The sequence below is a fragment of the Barnesiella sp. An22 genome (genome assembly GCF_963931395.1).
GTDB classification, from domain to species: Bacteria; Bacteroidota; Bacteroidia; order Bacteroidales; family Barnesiellaceae; genus Barnesiella; species Barnesiella merdigallinarum.
In genome coordinates this window covers 46399-67840 of record NZ_OZ007014.1, presented here as the reverse complement: position 1 = coordinate 67840, position 21442 = coordinate 46399, and the positions used below count along the sequence as shown (strand labels likewise).

The 21442-nt window shown below is 56.1% G+C and carries 11 protein-coding genes; 8 read left to right on the top strand and 3 right to left on the bottom strand.

Annotation, left to right across the window (positions count from 1 at the left end; genetic code table 11):
- Positions 1 to 57: 57 nt before the first annotated feature.
- The 8 genes from ABGT88_RS00245 (at position 58) to ABGT88_RS00210 (ending at position 15058) form a co-directional block, all read left to right on the top strand.
- Positions 58 to 1464 (top strand): CotH kinase family protein, encoded by a 1407-nt coding sequence (locus ABGT88_RS00245; RefSeq protein WP_346699797.1) that lies wholly within the window; start codon positions 58 to 60, stop codon positions 1462 to 1464.
- Between the two features lie 148 nt (positions 1465 to 1612).
- Entirely contained in the window at positions 1613 to 2734 is a 1122-nt protein-coding gene (locus ABGT88_RS00240; protein ID WP_346699795.1) for a DUF5009 domain-containing protein, read from the top strand.
- A gap of 154 nt (positions 2735 to 2888) precedes the next feature.
- Complete coding sequence (gene mutS / locus ABGT88_RS00235) at positions 2889 to 5504, top strand: DNA mismatch repair protein MutS (RefSeq protein WP_289541020.1); 2616 nt, start codon at positions 2889 to 2891, stop codon at positions 5502 to 5504.
- A 12-nt stretch (positions 5505 to 5516) separates the two neighbouring features.
- Positions 5517 to 6773: a peptidase U32 family protein gene (locus ABGT88_RS00230; RefSeq protein ID WP_258326926.1), complete on the top strand. Its 1257-nt coding sequence runs from the start codon at positions 5517 to 5519 to the stop codon at positions 6771 to 6773.
- Between the two features lie 2 nt (positions 6774 to 6775).
- On the top strand, positions 6776 to 9790 hold the full coding sequence (locus ABGT88_RS00225) for a tetratricopeptide repeat protein (RefSeq protein ID WP_346699793.1): 3015 nt from the start codon (positions 6776 to 6778) through the stop codon (positions 9788 to 9790).
- A gap of 22 nt (positions 9791 to 9812) precedes the next feature.
- Positions 9813 to 11480 (top strand): TonB-dependent receptor, encoded by a 1668-nt coding sequence (locus tag ABGT88_RS00220; RefSeq protein WP_346699791.1) that lies wholly within the window; start codon positions 9813 to 9815, stop codon positions 11478 to 11480.
- Between the two features lie 130 nt (positions 11481 to 11610).
- Positions 11611 to 13941 carry a type I DNA topoisomerase gene (gene topA, locus ABGT88_RS00215; RefSeq protein ID WP_087407972.1) on the top strand — a complete coding sequence of 777 codons (2331 nt, stop codon included), beginning with the start codon at positions 11611 to 11613 and terminating at the stop codon, positions 13939 to 13941.
- A 199-nt stretch (positions 13942 to 14140) separates the two neighbouring features.
- A complete protein-coding gene (locus tag ABGT88_RS00210; RefSeq protein WP_300131978.1) occupies positions 14141 to 15058 on the top strand; it encodes a YafY family protein in 918 nt (305 codons plus the stop codon).
- Between the two features lie 10 nt (positions 15059 to 15068).
- On the opposite strand, the gene ABGT88_RS00205 is transcribed toward ABGT88_RS00210, so the two are convergent.
- From ABGT88_RS00205 to ABGT88_RS00195, 3 genes are all read right to left on the bottom strand, one after another.
- On the bottom strand, positions 15069 to 15872 hold the full coding sequence (locus ABGT88_RS00205) for a DUF3108 domain-containing protein (protein ID WP_346699788.1): 804 nt from the start codon (positions 15870 to 15872) through the stop codon (positions 15069 to 15071).
- Between the two features lie 22 nt (positions 15873 to 15894).
- Entirely contained in the window at positions 15895 to 17766 is a 1872-nt protein-coding gene (locus tag ABGT88_RS00200; protein WP_298661930.1) for an Ig-like domain-containing domain, read from the bottom strand.
- Between the two features lie 336 nt (positions 17767 to 18102).
- Positions 18103 to 21225 (bottom strand): DUF2436 domain-containing protein, encoded by a 3123-nt coding sequence (locus ABGT88_RS00195; RefSeq protein ID WP_087407976.1) that lies wholly within the window; start codon positions 21223 to 21225, stop codon positions 18103 to 18105.
- Positions 21226 to 21442 lie beyond the last annotated feature (217 nt).

Here is a 21442-nt window from a genome sequence, read left to right as displayed (position 1 = left end):
CTCCCGGTAGAGAGTTATAAACAAGAGTATCCATACCAGTAGTTCAAATAGAAAAACATGAAAAAAATATTCCTCCTTCTCCTGTTGCTGCCGCTTTGGGTATACGGCCAACAGGCTCACCCGTGGCTTCACATATACCACAACGATGCCGATTTCAATTCGGTAAAGGCTGCAGAGATTACCGAGATGACACATAGCCTCTCCGATAGCGACGATTCGCTCGACAGCCTCATTGTCAACACGCAAGAGGGCCGCTTGTCGGTGGCTCTCTCCAAGATAGACCACTGTGCCGTGGGCACGAATGTCCCCACCGTATACATCACGATACCCGGCTATCCCGACTTGAGCGAACTCTATGACAAGGAGCTCTACCTCGATGCCATGATCAGTATCGACGGCAACGGTGTAGTCGACGATTTGGAACCTACGGCCGTCTCGATCAAGGGGCGGGGCAACAGCACCTGGAACTATGTGAAGAAACCCTATCGGTTGAAATTCGACAAGAAGATTGCCATTTGCGGTCTGGCCAAAGCCAAGAGCTACGCCCTGATTGCCAACTATATCGACTGCTCGCTGATGCGGAATGCCGTGGCCCTGAAGCTGGGGCAGTTGCTCGAAATGCCCTTTACCAACCATTGCCAGCCTATCCGGGTCTATTTCAACGGTATCTTCAAGGGGGCATACTTCATCACCGAGAAGATTGGCATCACGGGGGCGAGTGTCGATATCGACGAAGAGACTGGCATCTTGTTTGAGATGGATACCAACTTTGACGAGGACTACAAGTTCTGGTCGCGCTACTACAACCTGCCCATGATGGTGAAGGACCCCGACCTGAGCGAGATTGCCGAGGTGAAAGGGGTAACCCCCGAATCGCTGTTGAGCAGTTGGCGCGACGATTTTACCGAGTTTGAGCGCAAGGTCTATATGGGCGAGGATCTCTCTACCAGCCTCGATATGGAGTCGCTTGTCAACTACCTCATAGTCTACAATGTGTGCGGCAACCGCGAGCCTGTGTGGCCCAAGAGTGTTTATCTCTACAAGGCCAATCCCCAAGATGTCTATCACTTTGGTCCCATTTGGGATTTCGACTGGGGCTTTACCTACAACGACGGGGTGGAGAACCAGGTGACCGACAAACTGTTGCTGGAGATGTTCGACTATCCGCAATACGGTGGTCCGTTCCTGATGCAAATCAGCAAGACCCCCGAGTTCAGAGCACTTTACAAGGAGAAGTTCGACCACTTCAAGACCGAGCTGTATCCCTTACTGCTGGAATACATGGACGAGTATGCCGACCAGATAGAGCCCTCGGCTATTGAGAATGGAGTGGTGTGGCCTGTTGAGCCGGGTCGGACCGAGGGGTCGTTTAATTTCAGGGAGAACCTCGACAAGTTGAAAGAGTGGATCCAAAATCGCATCGACTTTATCTCGGGCCACGAAAACTACGGGCTGTATAACTGATAGCGAACGGATAACGGGTATCCCGTTGTGATATGGAGCGGAGGGGAGAGACCACTGTTGGGGTCGACCTTCCGCTTTGTTTTTTTGCCCTGTTCGGTTGGATAAATCGGTGGCGTTGTCTGTATACCATATAAAAAAGAGTAGGAATATGGACACGAAGAGAGAAGAACGATTGTTGTCGTTGGATACCTTGCGGGGATTCGACATGCTGTTTATCATGGGGTTTGCCTCGTGGGTGGTCGCTTTGAACCGATGTTGCCCGACCGAGGTTGGAGAATGGCTTGCGGGGCAGATGTCGCATACGGTCTGGCATGGGTTTACACAGCACGACCTGATTTTCCCCCTCTTCCTCTTTATTGCGGGCATCTCTTTCCCGTTTTCGCTCGCCAAGCAGCGCAGCCGAGGGGTGCCCGACCGCCGCATCGGCCTGCGAGTATTGCGACGGGGGGTGACCCTCGTGGTGTTGGGCATGGTCTATAACGGCCTGTTGCAGTTCGATTTTGCCGATTTGCGGGTGGCCAGTGTACTGGGTCGCATAGGGGTGGCCTGGATGCTTGGAGCCTGGATTTACATGCGGTTGTCGAAGCGGTTGCAGTATCTATTCGTCGCATTGATTCTACTCGGCTACTGGTTGTTGCTGGCTTTTGTTCCTGCGCCCGATGCTCCGGGAGCCTCGCCCTTTTCGCCCGAAGGCAATCTGGCGGGATACATAGACCGCTGTCTGTTGCCGGGACGGTTGAACGATGGCAGTTTCGACCCCGAGGGATTGTTGAGTACCCTGCCTGCCATAGTAACGGCCCTGTTGGGTATGTATGCCGGCGAGATGGTCCGTTCTGCCCGCTTGGGAAGCGGAGCCCGTAAGAGCCTGTGGCTGGCGGGGACAGGTGCAGGGCTTGTCGCCGTGGGGTGGGTGTGGAATCAATGGTTCCCTATCAATAAAACCTTGTGGAGCAGTTCGTTTACCTGTTTTGCCGGAGGGCTCTCGTTTCTGTTGTTTGCCCTCTTTTATTATGTAATCGATGTGCGGGGCAGGCGGTCGTGGACCCTCTTCTTCCGGGTGATAGGTCTCAACTCCATCACCATCTATCTGGCCCAGCCGATGATAGGATTCTCGCATCTGAATCGTTTCCTGTTCGGCGGGCTTGCTTGCTGGGCAGGCGAATATGCCGGAGAGCCGGCGGGTGAGTTGCTCCTTCGTACGGGGTATGTGGCCTGTTGCTGGGTCTTCCTCTATTTTCTGTATCGCAAACAGATATTTTTGAAGGTATAGCGGTGCGCCGGGAGCTCCCGGCTGCACCGTTGTCGGGTTTCCGGGAGGGAATAAAACGGCGTTTACATTTTTTTAATTTCGCAAATTCGGCCGAAATCGCTACCTTTGTTTCTCTTAAACAGGATAGAAAACAAGAAGATAAAAGAAATAGATTGTGGCCAAGGAAATAGTTGAAACTCCGCTTATGAAGCAGTACATCGAGATGAAAGCCCTGCATCCCGATGCCATATTGCTGTTCAGGGTGGGAGATTTCTATGAGACCTTTTCGGACGATGCCATCGTGGCATCTGAGATTCTGGGAATTACGCTTACCCGTCGGGCAAACGGTGCCGCGCAATATGTCGAGCTGGCGGGCTTCCCGCATCATGCCCTCGACACCTATCTGCCCAAACTGGTGCGGGCCGGCAAGCGGGTGGCTATCTGCGAACAGCTGGAAGACCCCAAGCTGGCCAAGAAGCTGGTGAAGCGGGGTATCACCGAGCTGGTGACCCCGGGTGTGTCGATCAACGACAATATACTGGACCATAAAGAGAATAACTTCCTGGCCGGCGTTCACTTCGGGAAAAACAACAAGGTGGGCGTGGCTTTCCTCGACATCTCGACCGGCGAGTTTCTGGCTGCTGAGGGCGATTACGACTATGTAGACAAACTGCTGGGCAACTTCGCCCCCAAGGAGGTGCTGTTCGAGCGCACCAAGCGTAAACTCTTCGAAGAGCATTTCGGCAGCCGCTTCTTCACCTTCGAACTCGACGACTGGGTCTATACCGAAGATGCTGCCAAAGACCGCCTGCTGCGCCACTTCGAGACCAAGAACCTCAAGGGATTCGGCGTGCACAACATGCCTTGTGCCATCATTGCGGCCGGGTCGCTGCTTCACTACCTCGACATTACCCAACATACCCATATTTCGCACATCACCTCGCTCTCCCGCATCGAGGAGGAGCGCTATGTGCGCCTCGACAAGTTTACGGTGCGCAGCCTCGAACTGCTCGCCCCCATGAACGAGGGGGGCAAGAGTCTGCTCGACGTCATCGACCGCACCGTCACCCCCATGGGTGCCCGCATGCTCAGGCGGTGGATTATCTTCCCCCTGAAGGATGTGAAGCCTATCGAAGACCGGTTGAATGGCGTGGAGTTCTTCTTCCGCCACCCCGAAGCTCGCGAGGTTATCGACCCGCAGCTCGACACCATCGGCGACATGGAGCGGCTCATCTCGAAGGTGGCCGTGGGGCGTATCTCGCCCCGCGAGGTGGTGCAGCTCAAGGTGGCCCTGCAGGCCATCGAGCCCATCAAGGCGGTGTGCGAGCAGAGCGACGAGCCGGTGCTGCAACGCATAGGCGAGCAACTCAACTGCTGCGCGAGCATACGCGACCGCATCGAGCGGGAGATTGTGCCCGATGCGCCCAACGTCTCCAACCGCGGCGGCATCATCCGCAAGGGGGTGAATGCCGAACTCGACGACCTGCGCGAGATTTCTACCTCGGGCAAGGATTACCTGCTGCACGTGCAGCAGCGCGAGAGCGACCGCACGGGTATCCCCAGCCTCAAGGTGGGCTACAACAACGTGTTCGGTTACTACATCGAGGTGCGCAATACCCACAAGGACAAGGTGCCGGCCGACTGGGTGCGCAAGCAGACCCTGGTGAATGCCGAGCGATACATCACCCAGGAGCTGAAGGAGTATGAAGAGAAGATTCTCGGGGCCGAGGAGAAGATACTTTCGCTGGAGGCCCAACTGTTCAACGACCTGATTCTGGCCCTCACCGAGTTCATCCCGGCCATCCAGCTCGACTCGAATCTGATAGCCCGGCTCGACTGCCTGCTGTCGTTTGTGAAGTCGGCCGTCGAGAACCGCTATATCCGCCCCGAGATTAACGATTCGCTCACCATCGACATCAAGGAGGGGCGCCACCCAGTCATCGAGAAGCAGATGCCCCCGGGCGAGAGCTATGTGAGCAACAGCGTGGAGCTCGACAACGACAAGCAGCAGATCATGATGATTACCGGTCCCAACATGGCCGGTAAGTCGGCCCTGTTGCGGCAGACGGCCCTCATTGTGCTGATGGCGCAGATAGGCAGTTTCGTCCCCGCCGAGGCGGCCAGCATAGGCATTGTCGACAAGATATTCACTCGCGTGGGGGCTTCGGACAACATCTCGCTGGGCGAGTCGACCTTCATGGTCGAGATGACCGAGGCGGCCGACATCCTCAACAACCTGTCGGAACGCAGCCTCGTGCTCTTCGACGAGTTGGGGCGCGGCACCAGTACCTACGACGGCATCTCCATTGCCTGGGCCATCGTCGAGCACATACACGAGCATCCCAAGGCGAGGGCCAAGACGCTCTTTGCCACCCACTACCACGAACTCAACGAGATGGAGCGCACCTACAAGCGCATTGTCAACTACAACGTCTCGGTCAAGGAGATTGACAACAAGGTGATATTCCTGCGCAAACTGGTGCGGGGCGGCAGCGAACACAGCTTCGGTATCCACGTGGCCAAGCTGGCCGGCATGCCCCAGAGCATCGTCAAGCGGGCCAACCAGATATTGAAACAGCTCGAGGACGAGAACCGGCAGACGGGGCTGGCCAAACCTACGGCCGAGATTGCCTCGTCGCGCGGTGGCGTGCAGCTGAGTTTCTTCCAGCTCGACGACCCCGTGCTCTCGCAGGTGCGCGACGAGATTCTGCGGACCGACATCAACAACCTCACGCCGGTCGAGGCCCTGAACAAACTGAATGAGATAAAAAAGATAATCACCGGGAAATAACAGTGATTCATGATGAAGAGAAGCGATTTTGAAATTATGGCACCCGTGGGTTCGTACGACTCGCTGGCTGCCGCCATACAGGGAGGGGCCGACTCGATCTACTTCGGTATCGAGGGGCTGAACATGCGCTCCCGTTCGTCCAACAACTTTACCATCGACGACCTGCACGAGATTGTGCGCATCTGCAACGAGCACGGCATCAAGAGCTACCTCACGGTCAATACCGTCATCTACGACGAAGACATCGCCCTGCTGCACCGCATCGTCGATGCGGCCAAGGAGGCGGGCCTCACGGCCATTATCGCCAGCGACGTGGCCGCCATGACCTATGCCCGCGAGGTGGGGGTCGAGGTGCATCTGTCGACCCAGCTGAATATCTCGAACACCGAGGCGCTGCGCTTCTATGCCCGCTTTGCCGACGTGGTGGTGCTGGCCCGCGAGTTGAATCTGGAGCAGGTCACCCGCATTCACGAGGCCATCGAGCGCGACCACATCGTGGGGCCGGGCGGCGAGCCGGTACGTATCGAGATGTTCTGCCACGGGGCCTTGTGCATGGCCGTTTCGGGCAAGTGCTACCTGAGCCTGCACGAGATGAATGCCTCGGCCAACCGGGGAGCCTGCATGCAGATTTGCCGCCGCTCCTACGAGGTGAGAGACAAGGAGACCGGCAATGAACTCGAGGTGGACAACGCCTATATCATGTCGCCGAAAGATTTGAAAACCATACACTTCCTCAATAAACTCATCGATGCCGGCGTGCGGGTGTTCAAAATCGAGGGGCGTGCCCGCGGTCCCGAATATGTGCGTACCGTCGTCTCGTGTTACAACGAGGCCATCGATGCCTGTCTGGCCGGCGACTTCACCGACGAGAAGATTGCCGACTGGGACCAGCGGCTGGCCACGGTATTCAACCGCGGTTTCTGGAACGGTTATTACCTGGGGCAGCGGTTGGGCGAGTGGACCCACAACTACGGGTCGGCGGCCACCAAGCGCAAGGTCTACATAGGCAAGGGGGTGAAATACTTCTCCAACCTGGGGGTGGCCGAGTTTCTGCTCGAGAGCGGGTCGCTGAGCGTAGGCGACGAGGTGGTCATCACCGGGCCCACGACCGGAGCCCTCTTCCGCAAGGTCGAGGAGATACGGGTCGACCTGAAACCGGTCGAGACCGCCGTAAAGGGCGACCGCTTCTCGATGCGGGTCGACGAGAAGATACGTCCGTCGGACAAATTGTATAAATGGGTAGATAGTTCGGAACTTAAATCGAAATAGTTATGTTCAGGAAACGAGCGATTGCAGCAATCTTGGGAATGGCCTGTGTGGGACAGCTCGCCGCCACGAAACAGGGCGTGCCGGCCTACAACGATTACAAGGCTTTGATAAACAGGGGTATCTCTCTCTTCGAAGAGAAGAACTACGTGGGTTGCTCCGATGTGATGCAGGAGGCGCGCCAGGGCGACCTGCCGCGCGAGTTGCGCGAGACGGCCGACTGGTATATCGCGCTGGCCGAGGCCCGCAACCATTCGCCGCAGACGGTAAGTCTGCTGACGGCTTTTCTGAGCGAATACCCCGAGTCGTCGCACACCCTGCAGGCGCGGTTGGCTTTGGCCGACTATTACTACGACCGGCAGGAGTATGCCCGGGCCTTGAAGGCCTACCGCTCGATCAACGTGAGTCTGCTCACCGGCGACGAGGAGGACCGTTGGGGCTACCGTACCGCCTGTTCGCTGTTGAAGACCGGCGAGCCCGCGTCGGCCAAACCGCTCTTTCAGATTCTCATCGGGAAAGATAAATTCAAAACCGGCTCTACCTTCTATCTGGCCTATATCCAGATGAACGAGGGCGACGACCGGGTGGCATTGAGCAACTTTGCCAAGGTCTCGGGCGATGCCCGATACGGCTATTCGGCCCGGCTGCACATGCTGCAAATCTACTTCAAGCAGAAACGTTTTGCCCAGGTGTTGAGCGAGGGTAAGGAGTTGCTCTTGCACACCACGACCGATGCCGATGCCTATACCGAGTTGCTTCGTCTGTTGGGCGAGAGTACTTACCACGAAGGCAACGACACCTTGGCCGCCGACTACCTCGAGCGCTATCTGCAACGCACTGGCCAGCCGCAACGCTCGGCCCTCTATGCGATGGGTGTGATGGCCTATCGTCAGGGCGACGATGTGCGGGCCATCAACTATCTGGGACGGGTGACCGCCACCGACGATGCCCTGTCGCAAAATGCCTACCTCTACATCGGGCAGGCTTACCTGCGGGCCGGCGACAAGAACAACGCCCGCATGGCCTTCGAGATGGCCTCGCAGGGCAACTACGACACTCAGGTGCGCGAGACGGCTCTCTACAACTACGCCCTCTGTCTCTACGACCGGTCGGCCTCGCCCTTCGACAATTCGGTGGGGGTGTTCGAGCGTTTCCTCAACGAGTTCCCCGAGTCGCGCTATGCCGACCGCATCAACGACTACCTGGTCGAGGTCTACATGACGACCCGTAACTACCGGTCGGCCCTGGCTTCAATCGAGAAGATACAGCGGCCCGACAGCAAGATACTGGCCGCCAAGCAGCGCATCCTGTTCCAGCTGGGTACCGAGGCGTTTGCCAATACCCGCATCGAGGAGGCCCGGCAGCTTTTCACCCAGGCTATCGGCGTGGGCAACTACGATGCCGACATCCGCGCCAAGGCTTCGTTCTGGCTCGCCGAGTGCCTGTATCGTCAGGAGCAATACGGTGCCGCGGCCCGCAACTACTCGGCATTCCTCTCGGCCTGCAAGGACAAGCGCAGCGAGATGTATGCCCTGGCCTGGTACGACTGGGCCTATTGCCAGTTCAAGCAACACAACTTCGCGCAGGCGCTCGACGGCTTCTCGCGTTACCTCTCGGCACAGACGGGGGCCGACAAGCGCATGGTGGCCGATGCCTATGCCCGTACCGGCGACTGCTACTACTATGCCCGTCGCTATGCCGATGCCGAGCAATATTACGCACAGGCGCAGCAGACCTATCCGGCCGGCGGCGATTACGCCCTCTTCCAGAAGGCATTCATGGCCGGGTTGCAGAAAAATCAGGAGCGTAAAATCGAACTGCTCGACCAGCTCATCGCCCAGTATCCCCGCTCGGGTTATCTGGCCAATGCCTGGTTCGAAAAGGGACAAGCCTATACGATACTCAACCGCAACAACGAGGCCATAGCCAGCTACCGCCAGCTGATGGACAACTATCCCCAGAGCGCGATAGCCCGCAAGGGCGGCCTGCAGCTGGGCATGGTCTACTTCAACAACGGCCAGACCGACGAGTCGGTAGCCGCCTACCAGCAGGTAATCGAGCGCTATCCTACCAGCGAAGAGGCCCGTGTGGCCGTGGCCGACCTCAAGTCGGTCTATGTCGAGAAAGATGCCGTCGATGCCTATGCCACTTACCTCAACCGCGTGGGGCTGGCCGAACAGGCACCCGTGGGCGAACTCGACTCGCTCTCCTACATGGCTGCCGAGCGCACCTACATGACGGGCAAGGGGGCGGCCTCGCTCGAGAAATATCTGCGCAACTACCCGGGTGGGGCCTTTGTGGTGCCGGCCCACTTCTATGTGGCACAGGCTGCCTTTGCCGCCAAGGAGTATGACAAGGCCCTCGCCTCGTTCGACTATGTGGTGACCCACAGTCCCGACGGCGAGTTTGGCGAGGAGTCGTTGGCCCGTAAGTGCGAAATCCTCTATCTGAATGGCCGTTACGACGAGGCTCTCGAAGGTTTCAAGGCCCTTGAGAAGAAGGCCACGACGGCCGAGAACAAGCAGGCGGCCTGGCTGGGCATGCTGCGCATAGCCCGCAACAAGCAGCAGTACGACCTGGTACTCGCTGCCGCCGAAGGTCTGCTGGGCGAGAGCAAGCTGTCGCCCGACCTGCGGCAGGAGGTACTCTTTGCCCGGGCCGATGCCTGTGCCCACAGCGGGCAGGGCGAGAAGGCTGCCGCCGACTGGCAGGAGCTGGCCCAGGATACGCGGTCGGAGTATGGCGCACAGAGTGCCTACCTGTTGGCTCAATATCAGTTCGACAACAAAGCCCTCAACAATGCCGAGAAGACCCTGAACGCCTTTATCGACAAGGGCACCCCGCACAGCTACTGGCTGGCCCGGGGCTTCCTGCTCATGGCCGACATCTACGAGAAGCGGGGCGAGACCTTCCAGGCCCGGCAGTATCTGCAGAGCCTGCGCAACAACTATCCGGCGAGCGACGACGATATAAGTGCCCGTATCGACGAGCGGCTGGCCCGATTGGGAAAAACGGAGTAGAACGATTCAATACATGTAACTTATGAAACGGTTTTCTTTTTTGACGATACTGATCATTCCCTTCGCCCTGTCGGCACAGCAGGCCGACTCGCTGCGTCGGGAAGTAACCATAGAGAAAGACTTTACGCCCATCGTGCGCGATGCCTCGAAAATCAACACCCTCCCCGAGGTCGAGGCGCCTACGGTCACCCGGCAGTCGATACAGTACAGCGACTGGACGGTTCCGGCTCCGCTCGAGGCCCGCGCCGTGTTGTTGCCGGCCGGCGGTTTCGGCGACCCGGCCCGCGAAAACCTGAAGCGCGGCTATTTCGATTTCGGTCTGGGCAATTACTGGAACATGGTGGGCAATGCCGGCTACCGCATCCTGCAAAGCGAGAAAGACCAGTTGGGCGTGTGGCTGCAACACCGCTCGACCTGCGGCTCGGTAGACTACAACCAGACTCTGCCGGGCTATGAAACCTCGCGTACGATGAGGCAGCTCGAAGAGCGGGTGGTGGCCGACTATTGCCATTCGTTCGAGAAGCTCGACCTGGGTATACGGGGCGGCTATCGGTACGACTCGTTCAACTACTACGGCCTGCGTTTCCCCGGTGTGCAGGGCATCGCCTCGCCCGGGCAGGAGATAAACCGCTTCTTCCTCAAGAGCCACATCGCCTCCAGCAACCCCGATGCCCAACTGCGCTACTCGGCATCGCTGGCCTACTACCGGTATGGCTACCAGCGGGGCTATCTGCAAGGCGACAAGGGGGCTGCCGAAAATGTGGTAGCTGCCGATTTCGCCCTCGTGGCCCCCATCGACCCCAGCAGCGACATAGCACTCGACGGCGCGTTCGACTATGTGGGCTACAACCGGTTGCCGTCGGCATCGGGCTATGGCATGCTGTCGCTCAATCCGCGGTACAGCTGGCACAACGACCGGGTGTCGCTCTCGGCCGGTGTGAAGGCCGACATCTCGTTCAACAACGGCACCATCTTCCGCTTTGCCCCCGATGTGCGTTTCGACTGGACCATCGTGCCCGACCTGCAGTTCTACACCCTACTCACCGGAGGCAAGCAACTGAATACCTGGCATCGGGTATCGGCCCGTACGCTCTACTTCAATCCCTCGGCCGTGGTCGACAACAGCTATACTCCGCTCGATGCCCGGCTGGGCCTGCGGGTCAATGCCCTGCGCGGCCTGTCGATAGGTATTTCGGGCGGCTACGAAATCGGTAAGAATGTTCTTTTCCTCGTGCCCGAACAGACCGTGAACGGCCAGTTTACCGGCGTGTCGCGCTTCTGGGGTATCGATGCCTATGCCTGGAAAGCCGGTCTCGACCTCTCGTATCGCTACGGTACCCTGTGGGAGGCTTCGGCCCGGGTCGACTATTGCCGCTGGACCACCACGGGCGGCGGTCAGGTGGTATCGTATGATCGGCCGCAATGGCAAGGCGGGGTGAATGTGCGTTACAATCCGCTCGCTGAACTCTCGCTCGAGGCGGGTTACGACTTTGCCGCCGTGCGCAAATACGGCGTGCTGGGCGCCATCCCCGACATGCACCTCGTGCATGTGAAAGCCTCGTATGCCTTCACCTCCTGGTTCTCGCTTTATGGTCTCACCGACAATCTGTTGAACCGTAAATACGACATCGCCTACGGTATGCCGGCTCAGGGAATCAGTTTCATGTTCGGAGTCGATTTCAAATTCTGATTCCCGCTCTCTGCGGTACCTTTGTCTCCGATACTCGGGCTATACATTATTTAATAAAAAAGTAGAAAAAAAGGCTGTTTTACAATTCGATTTCCTATTTTTGCGCAAAATTTGAACGAAAGTTGCGTGTATGGCGAAGAATTTGGTAATAGTAGAGTCTCCGGCAAAGGCTAAAACAATAGAGAAGTTTCTGGGAAAGGACTACGAGGTCCTCTCGAGCTATGGTCACATTCGGGATCTGAAGAAAAAAGATTTCAGCATAGATATTAACGACCATTATAAACCTATTTACGAGATACCTGCCGACAAGAAGCAGGTGGTCGACACCCTCAAGGCCGAGGCCGCCAAGGCCGATATGGTGTGGCTGGCTTCCGATGAGGACCGCGAGGGAGAGGCTATTGCCTGGCACCTGTTCGAGGTGCTGAAGCTGAAGCCCGAGAAGACCAAGCGTATCGTGTTTCACGAGATTACCAAAGATGCCATTCTGCATGCCATAGCCAATCCGCGCGATATAGACATGCACCGGGTCGATGCCCAGCAGGCACGCCGGGTGCTCGACCGCATCGTGGGCTTCGAGCTCTCGCCGGTGCTGTGGAAAAAGGTGAAACCGGCACTTTCGGCCGGTCGGGTGCAGTCGGTAGCCGTGCGGCTGATTGTGGAGCGCGAGCGCGAAATCGCCGCCTTCAAGCCCGAGGCTGCCTATCGGGTAGTGGGCGAGTTTGTCCTGCCCGGCGGTGAGGTGCTGAAGGCCGAGTTGAACCAGCGGCTCAAGACCGAAGCCGAGGCGATGGCTCTGCTCGAGGCCTGCAAGACGGCCGCTTTCTCGATTGGCGATGTGACGGTGAAACCCGCCCGCAAGTCGCCCGCGGCCCCCTTTACCACCTCGACTCTGCAACAGGAGGCGGCCCGCAAACTGGGATTCTCGGTGGCCCAAACCATGATGGTGGCCCAGCGGTTGTACGAGGCCGGACACATTACCTACATGCGTACCGACTCGGTCAACCTCTCGTCGCTCGCCCTCAATACGACCAAAGACGAAATCATCAAAACGCTGGGTGAGAAATATCTCCACACCCGCAACTACCATACCCACACCAAGGGGGCACAGGAGGCTCACGAGGCTATCCGCCCCACCTACATCAGTCACCGCGAAATCAACTCGTCGTCGCAGGAGAAGCGGTTGTACGAATTGATTTGGAAACGTACCATCGCCTCGCAGATGAGCGACGCCGAGCTGGAGAAGACCACGGCGACCATCACCATATCGGGGCGCAAGGAGTATTTCGTAGCCGTAGGCGAGGTGCTGAAATTCGACGGTTTCCTGAAGGTGTACATGGAGTCGACCGACGACGAAGGCGATGCCGAGAGCAACGACAAGATGCTGCCCCCCCTGACCCGAGGCGAGGCGCTGACCCTCTCGACCGCTACCGCCACCGAGCGATTCTCGCAGGCTCCCGCCCGCTACACCGAGGCCAGTCTGGTACGCAAGCTCGAGGAGCTGGGTATCGGCCGTCCGTCGACCTATGCGCCCACCATCTCGACCATCCAGCAACGCGAGTATGTCGAGAAGGGCGACCGCAAAGGGACCGAGCGCAAGTACCACCTGCTTACGCTGAGCAAGGGCAATATCCGTGCGGTCGAGAAGAGCGAGATTACCGGTGCCGATAAGGGCAAGTTGTTGCCTACCGACATCGGTGTGGTGGTGACCGACTTCCTCACCGAATACTTCCCCGAGATTCTCAACTATAATTTCACGGCCAACGTCGAGCAACAGTTCGACGACATTGCCGAGGGCAAGACCGTGTGGAGCGACGAGATAGACCACTTCTACAAACTGTTCCACCCCGTGGTCGAGAGTGCCATGGCGCTGCGTCTGGAGCACAAGGTGGGCGAGCGTGTGCTGGGTACCGACCCGAAGAGCGGCCGCCCCGTGTCGGTGAAGATAGGCCGCTTCGGGCCGCTGGTACAGATAGGCACCCCCGATGACGAGGAGAAGCCCCTGTTCGCCTCGCTGCTCAAGGGTCAGTCGATGAGCACCATCACCCTCGACGAAGCCTTGAAACTCTTCGAGCTGCCCCGTACGCTGGGCGACTACGAGGGCAAGACGGTGGTGGTAGGTATCGGTCGCTTCGGTCCCTATATCCGGCACGACGGCAAGTATGTGTCGTTGCCCAAGGAGTACACCCCGCAGGGCGTGACGCTCGACGAGGCCATTGCCCTGATCGAGCACAAGCGCGAGGAGGAGAAGCAGCGCTTCATCAAGAAGTTCGACGAAGACCCCGAGCTCGAGTTGTTGAACGGACGCTTCGGCCCCTACATCGCCTACAAGAAAAAGAATTACAAACTGCCCAAGGGCACCGAGCCCGCCTCGCTCTCTTTTGCCGACTGCATGAAGATTATCGAGGAGGCCGACAAGGCACCGGCCAAGAAGAAACCGGTCCGCAAGAAATCGACGAAATAAGAGGCGGTTTATCCTATTGCAGCGAACGCTTTGTCCCCAACCGGGGAGCAAAGCGTTTGTCTTTTTTTGAGCACTCTTTTTGAGAATACGAGGTACCCTGTGGCAGGCCCGGCCGACGGGGTGTCGCACAATTTGCCGCAGAGATGAGGTAAATTTCGAAAGGTGTGCTTATTTTTGGAAAAGATAAAACAGAGCGTGTATGGCAAAGGAGCTTTTCAATCGATATGTGTGGCTTATCGACCTGCTGCAACGCTACGGCCGCCTCACCCGTCGAGAGATTGACGAGCTGTGGATGCGAAGCGAATACTCCGAGGGGAAGCCGATGGCGCGGCGTACCTTTATGAATTACCGGCAGGCGATACAGGAGATGTTCGACGTGAATATCGAGTGCGACCCCTCGACCTACGAATACTACATTGAGGACCCCGAGGCCCTCGAGGGTAACGGGGCCCGGGTGTGGGCGCTCAATACCCTCTCGGTCAACACCCTGCTCAACGAGAGCCAGGAGCTGCGCGACCGCATCGTGCTGGAGAATATTCCTTCGGGGCAGAAGTTTCTGCGCCAGGTCTTCGAGGCGATGAAGGAGAGCCGCATGGTGTGGCTCTCGTACCATTCGTTTCGTCGGATTACGGGGTCGCGCACGCTGGTGGCCCCCTACTTTGTGAAGCTCTTCAGGCAGCGGTGGTATGTGGTGGGCCTCCCGGCAGGAGAGCGCAGAATCAAGACCTATGCGTTGGACCGCGTGACCTCACTCGAGTTGAGCGACCGCACCTTTGTCTATCCCGAGGGGTTCGAGCCGGCCGACTATTTCAAGGATTGTTTCGGCATTACTTACGGCGAGCAGCTGGCCGAGGAGGTGGTGTTGCGGGTCTCGGCCCTCCAGGCCAACTACCTGCGCACGCTGCCGTTGCACGAGAGCCAGGTCGAGAGCGAGCGCGGCGACAGCCATTCGGTTTTCCGCTACCGGTTGAAGATTACCCCCGACCTGGTGCAGGAGCTCTATGCCCTGAGTTTCTGGCAAGCCGAGGTGTTGGCTCCGCAGTCGTTGCGCGAGGCGGTGGCAGCGCGGTTGGCCGAGAGTCTGGCCGGTTATCGGGGTCCGTTGTCACAGCGTTGAGCCACGTGGCTCAATCGCCGGTATAGATCGCCTTCATCGAGCCCAGCGCCAGTTTGCCCTCCACCTTCAGGGGGATGCGCCGCGAGTCGGTGCTGATCCAGGCCGAGATGTTGTCGCTCGTCTTTTTGCCCGAAGTATCGTAGAATCGGAACCGCACCTTGAAGGTGCTGTACTCCTTTTTGTTCTGTTTGAGAATCTCCTGTCCCAGATACTCGATGTCGAGGTATTCGAGGCTTTTTCCCGAGAAGATTTTGGTCTTGTAGAGCTGGTTCATGGTCATGGCCCTGAAGTCGAAGGCCCGAATCACATAGAAGATGCTGAGCATGTCGTAGACGATGCCCGGCTCGGTGAGGGTGTAATCCTCGATGGCATTCCGCTTGGGTCGGTAGAGCCGTATCTTCCCCGTGGTAGCCGATTCGGTATGGGAGTAGTGCACCTCGTCTTTGCGGTAGGTACCGCCCTCGTCGGCGAGCTTGGCATAGTAGATGGGCAGCAGGTTGCTGTTGCGGCGCATGTCGGCTACGAGGGTGTCGCGCACCCGGAAGATGTTGTCGGCAAAAGGCAGCGTGCGCGCCGTCATCACCGAGTGGTAGCTGTTGGGGCGGACGGTCAGCTGCAAGGTAGCCGTGGCGGCCCGTTTCCAGAGAAACCCCAGTTGGTAGATGATGTCGTAAGTGAGGTTCTCGGGTTGCACTCCCGGTAAGGTTTGTGCCTGGGAACTCGTGACCGACAGCAGGCTGCCGGCGAGGAGAGCGAGTGTCAGCACGGCGAGGCGTGCCTTTGCAACGATAGACGTATGACTCTGGGTACACATGGCCTTGTAAGAGTTAAGCAGGTCAGTAACTTCGTTTCTTCTCCTTGGGTTTGTTTTTCTTGATTTTGTCGGGCTTCTGTCGGTCGACGGGGGTGGCGTATATGTCCCACTCCTGTTCGATGTCCCAGTTGGCCTTCAGTTCCAGCTCCTGGGGGTAGTACGACACCTCTTCGGGCTGTCGCTTCTCGGCATAGTTGCCGGTATCGTATTTGCCGTTCCCGTTGCTGTCGATGTAGAGTCGGGCATAGTAGGTGCCCGGGTTCATGTACATGAATTCGGCCCCTCCGTTGACGACAGGAGCCGACCTCACCGGTTTGTCGCCCGAGTCGAGAATCTCGACGATGGCCGAGTCGGTAACTCCGGTGATGGCAAGATAGAGGTTGGCATAGTCTTCGAGAGCCTTCACCTTGAATTCTTGCGTGTAGTCGTCGGTGAAAAGCCCGTAGATATTGGTGAAGGCGGTCGAGTCCATCACCACGCGGTAAGCCTCGCCAGGCGTCCACTTGTAGGAGAGGGTATAGTCGCGTATGGCTATCGAGTCCTGCTGGAAGGTGACAAGCGAGTCGGCTACGGGAATCCACAGCGTATCGCGTTTCTGCTCGAGGTGAATCTTGCCCCGGTCGTAACTCTGCAGCGGTTCGGCAAAGGAGAATCGCAGCGGGCGGTACAGGTCGAGCGAGCCGCTCGTCTTGGAGCTCATCTGCAGGAATTCGATTTTGGGAGCCTCGATCGAGTCGCCCTCCTCTTTCTTCTTCTCTTTTTTCTTGGTGTTCTTGTATCGCCTCATGGTGAACTTGAGCGTATCGTTGTAGAGCGACAGTTCCCGGAGCGAGTCGGTGCGCAGGTACTCGGCGGCAAAGAGCAGGGTATCCATGTTGTAGATGGTCGAGTCCTTAATCCAGTATTGCAGGCTGTCGTTGTGGGGCGACCGCTCGAGAATGGCCCAGTCGTCGCTCTCGAAGTTGAGCGGCTTCAGACGGGGCAGCGAGTCGGCCGGAGCCTTGAAGTAGATATTGAGCCGGCGGCGGTCGGTGCGCTCGGTCTTGTCGAGGTATTGCGATTGAAACCCCTCGTTGAACGAGGTGAGCAGAATGTCGTTGGGGTAGAAGTGGGTGTGGTTGTACTCGATGATGGTGTCGATGGTGACACTGTCCTTCCACAGGGTATCGACATGCAGCTTGACATCGGCCGTAGGCACGACGATGGAGTCGAAGAAGGCAATCTCTTCCGACGGGTTGTCGAACTTGTAGTCGCGGTTGAGGTCCTTGAGGGCGAAGAGCCGATATTTGCCCGGGGCCACGTTGCGTATGGTGAAGTGCCCCAGTTCGTCGGAACTGGCGATTCGCTCCAGCGGCAGCTTCTGGAAGGCCGAGTCGTCGAGGTTGCTGTGCAATCCTACCAGCATGCCGGTCACCGGCTCCAGGTCGCTGGCATTGAGCAGGATGCCCGACACCTGCAGCGAGTCGATGGTGGGGCCTGTCGAGAAGGAGTAGGCAAAGCTGTAGAGCGGGTTCTTCTCGTTGTTGTCGACAATCGAGTTTGAGAAGTCGATGGTATAGGTGGTGTTGGGCAGCAACGAGTCTTTGAGCTCTACGGTCACCTTGCGCCCCAGGGCCCGGATTTCGGGCATGTCCTTTTGCGGGGGCGATACGATTACCTTTTCGCCCGGGCTTTCGACCTGGATGATTTCGTCGAACTCGATTTCGACCCGCTGTTTCGACACGTTCAGCGCGCCGGGAGCCGGGGTGCTCTTGACGAATACCGGCGGGGTCTCGTCGCGGGGCCCTCCTCCGGGGCGCGACATGTTGGCACAGGAGTATATCGACAGCACCAGCACCAGAGCGGCGGCAAACCGATAGGCGGTCGTGGGGGAAATAGGTCGTTTCAAATTCATTGTCAACAGTTTTGAGTGTAAAGGTACTATAAATAAGAACAAAAACAAGTTTTGTTCTGTTTTGCCGGATAATTCTATCTATTCGTTGCAAAGATAGATAAAGATAGTGAAAGCCGAGACTAAAACTAAAAACAAGTATTCTTGTCTTCCCGGAGTTGTGCCGGCACCGTGGAAAATCAGTAGGGCGGCTTCAATCTTCTCTCATGCCCTACCCGACAAAAAATACTGCAACAAAAGAACGATTAAAAGTTCTCTCGTTGCAGTATACAACTCGCTAAGCCCTTTGTTTTGGATAAGGCGTTTTACTGCCGGGCGCCGCCGGTATCTTCGGGAGCCTTATTTACGCAGCAGGGTCTTTATTTCATATTGTTTGCCGTTTGAGGTCTTTACAACCCACACATTCAGGCCTTCGGCCAATCCGGTATTCTCTATGCGATATTCGTTCGCTCCCACATTCCGGTGATGAAGCAGTCTGCCGGAGATGTCGTAAACCGAAACCTCGGCTATCATCTCGGTCGAGAATACTGTTGTCGCTCCGGCTTCGGATACACAATAAACAGCTGCTTTGCCGTCTATTTCGTTGATTCCCGATACGGGTCGTGTCTCGCCGAAATTCGGGCGCAGATGAATGTTGCCGTAGTCGTCGACTTTGATTAATAGGCCTTCGTGGTTGTAGTAGAAATATCCTGTTTCCTCGTTGTCGAAAGCTACATATACGAGGTCATCTCCATTCAGCTGGTGGATTTCGAAATAATAACTGCCGGCTTCCAGTTCGGTTGCGGGGAAAGGATAAGAGCAGGGTTCTCCTACCCTGTCGAGGCTCATGTGGCAAGAAACCGTTTTCACCAGTTCTACTTGAAGCTCGTTCTCTTTGTAAACGCTCAGTTCGAAATCGCATTCATGGTCGGCAACGCCTTTCCCGCCCAATCCTACGGTAATCGAGGTGAGGGTGTCGGTTTGCGAGATATAGAACAAATTGCCGTATGTCATCTCCGAGGTACCGGCCACACCGTTGGTGAAAATTTCGTGCTCTTCGATATCCGTGGCAAAGGTCGAGTCGGAAACAAGAACGTCGACCGATGCGATGTTGTCATTTGGGCTCTCATCGGCGGCATAGTCTATCGATGCTGTGATTTTTGCGGTTCCCACAGGCACATTGTCGATAGTGGCTTTGGTCGTGATATTCAGTATTGCGTTGGGTTGTACAGGTTCTTCCACGGTTTTTCTTGCTACCTCTTCATCGCCGACGGTTATCACAAAGTCAAATTTCTCTGATGCGAGGTTCCCTTTGTTGCGCACTGTCGCTTGAAATTCGCGCGGGGCGTTGAACTGGTTCACAGGCATCATGTGGTATACGTCCGGAGCGAAGGTTTCGATAGCCAAGTCGTGCCCTTTCATTGTCTCTACCCGTATGCTGGTGAGATTCAGGTAGGAGAGTTTCGTCGATTTCACGGCGAGAACAAAATGGCCGGATTCTTCGATGGTGAATGGTATCGTGTCGAGACCTTCTTTTGTAGTGACGTTGGTGAAAGATCTCAGGATTTTTGCCTTGTCCATGTCTTCTCCCGATTGAGCCAATAATACATCGAAATCGTCACTGTCGCCCTCTTCGGCGCTTCCGCCCATATAGTATTCCAATATCATGCGGTATTGGCCTTTGTCCAATGTCAGGCATCGAGAGATGAGCGGCACGTTCACTTTCTCGCAGTTGTACGAGCCATGGCCGTCGTAGATGACGTTGACTGCCCAGCCTCCCTTTTCGCCGGATATCCAATCGCCATGATTGCCGCTGCTTCTCGTAAAATCGGAAACAAACGGGAGGGACGTGATCGGCTCGAAATTGCGCACCGAATCTTGTGCAGATTCATACTCTTCTCCGTCATACGAAACCCGCACTTCCACGTAATGCCAGCCAAGGGCCGACAGGTCGACAGTTTGTGCGAATGTGATTTCGGTCTCCTCGTTGGGGTCCAAGACGATGTCTTGTTCTTCGTTCACCCAAACTCCTTCTCCATCGTTCCCGCGTAATTGGTAGCTGTAATAGAGTTTTTCGGTTTGATTGGTACCCTCGTTCTTTACGGTGAATTTCACTGGAGATTCCGCAGACAAATCACAACCCGATACGGGTAAGATGACGTTTGTGAGGGTCAAATCGGGTTGACCGCTGAAAGCGCCTTGCTCAATGCTGAAATTGTCTATCTGAATGCGGTATCTGTTTTTCTCTGAGAAAGCATGGAGGGCGAAATAATAGGTGCCATCCTCGGGTATATCGACTGTATTGAAGGCCTTCTGCCAGGTATCGACTTTCACGTCGGTGTACTGTTCGATAACTGTCATGGTCGTCGGGTCACTGCTCGTCCCGTACATCAACTCGAAATTTTCGGCCGAAATAGTCGATGTCATGTAATCGAACGAGACATTGATTTGTCCTTGCTCGATTTGTATCGGAGGAGTAATCATGTAATCGTTAGCCGGGTTTTCCCAGGAGTACAGATAAAGGGCGATACCTGTTCCACCGTTGGCATCGTCGAGCAGGTTGTTGTATTCCCATGTCTTATCGTCGTTGTTTACGTTCAATATGGTCCAGCGTTGGAAAGAGCTTTCAGAGTTGAATCCGTCGGTAAACGGCAATTCTATGATGTCTTTGTGCTCGAAAGCAGAAGCCAGAGTGTCGTTGTAATGGATACAGTCCGAAGCACAAGCTATCCATGCCTTTATCTTGTATGTGCCCAAAGCAGACAAATCGCATTTTGTCGAGAAATTGTATGTTGTGCTTTCGCCGGGCCGGAGATTGATGTCGAACTGCTCGGTCACGGTTTTGCCATCATTGATTGAATAGTAAAAACTGACTTCTTCGGCCATACTTTGCTGACCGGTGTTTGACAAGCTCATGGAGAGGGTCTCTTCGCTGCCCGAGAGGCCGGAAACATTGATTTGGTCTACCGCCAAATCGAAATGGGGGTGATGCTCGACGACGTCGATCAAGCCGTTCAGTTTTACTTCGAACAGATAGGTATATCCGGCACGGAACTCATAATTGTCGAATCTCCCGAACTTGCCATTGGCAATGGCCACCCACATGCCCGGGGTCGGGTTCGTTATGCAGAAATCATATATACCCGGTTCCACAAAAATGCTTTGCCGGGTACCCCGCAGTACATTCGATGTGGACAATGCTCCGTCGGCATTTTCCGGTATTTTGTAATTAAATAAATCATAAATCTCTGAGGATATATCGCCATACTCTCCTGCCAATATTTGCAGGTTGGGCAAGATGATATCGCCGTACGTCGAGTGGCTGCCGTCGAGCAACATCTGGTAACCTGTTCCGTTCCCTATGATGTCTTCCTTGGTTACGGATAGCACGATTTCGGCTTTCTCTTCGGACTCAAGATTATCAGCCCTGCTGGGAAAAGCCAACAGCATCATAGCCGTCAAAAGTAAACATGAGTGTTTCATAAGTTAAATAATTAAATTGAACAAACGGTTTTATTAGAGAGTATTATAAAGCTGTATTGGATTCTGTTTTTTCGGGATTAAGTGATGAATGTATAAAAATATTTATAAACAGAGTATAGTAATATCTACGAAGGTTTAAAAAATACAAACTTTTAGTTATATTAATAATCGAGCGCTTGCTCAGAACCGTCGGAGTGGAGTTGTCGTATGAGTGGGG

What these genes read in the sequence shown, in the direction of transcription:
- topA (WP_087407972.1), top strand. Translation starts at nt 11,611, where the DNA reads ATGGCGAAGAATTTGGTAATAGTAGAGTCTCCGGCAAAGGCTAAAACA.
- ABGT88_RS00230 (WP_258326926.1), top strand. Translation starts at nt 5,517, where the DNA reads ATGAAGAGAAGCGATTTTGAAATTATGGCACCCGTGGGTTCGTACGAC.
- ABGT88_RS00200 (WP_298661930.1), bottom strand. Translation starts at nt 17,766, where the DNA reads ATGAATTTGAAACGACCTATTTCCCCCACGACCGCCTATCGGTTTGCC.
- ABGT88_RS00205 (WP_346699788.1), bottom strand. Translation starts at nt 15,872, where the DNA reads ATGTGTACCCAGAGTCATACGTCTATCGTTGCAAAGGCACGCCTCGCC.
- ABGT88_RS00240 (WP_346699795.1), top strand. Translation starts at nt 1,613, where the DNA reads ATGGACACGAAGAGAGAAGAACGATTGTTGTCGTTGGATACCTTGCGG.
- ABGT88_RS00210 (WP_300131978.1), top strand. Translation starts at nt 14,141, where the DNA reads ATGGCAAAGGAGCTTTTCAATCGATATGTGTGGCTTATCGACCTGCTG.
- ABGT88_RS00245 (WP_346699797.1), top strand. Translation starts at nt 58, where the DNA reads ATGAAAAAAATATTCCTCCTTCTCCTGTTGCTGCCGCTTTGGGTATAC.
- ABGT88_RS00225 (WP_346699793.1), top strand. Translation starts at nt 6,776, where the DNA reads ATGTTCAGGAAACGAGCGATTGCAGCAATCTTGGGAATGGCCTGTGTG.
- ABGT88_RS00195 (WP_087407976.1), bottom strand. Translation starts at nt 21,225, where the DNA reads ATGAAACACTCATGTTTACTTTTGACGGCTATGATGCTGTTGGCTTTT.
- ABGT88_RS00220 (WP_346699791.1), top strand. Translation starts at nt 9,813, where the DNA reads ATGAAACGGTTTTCTTTTTTGACGATACTGATCATTCCCTTCGCCCTG.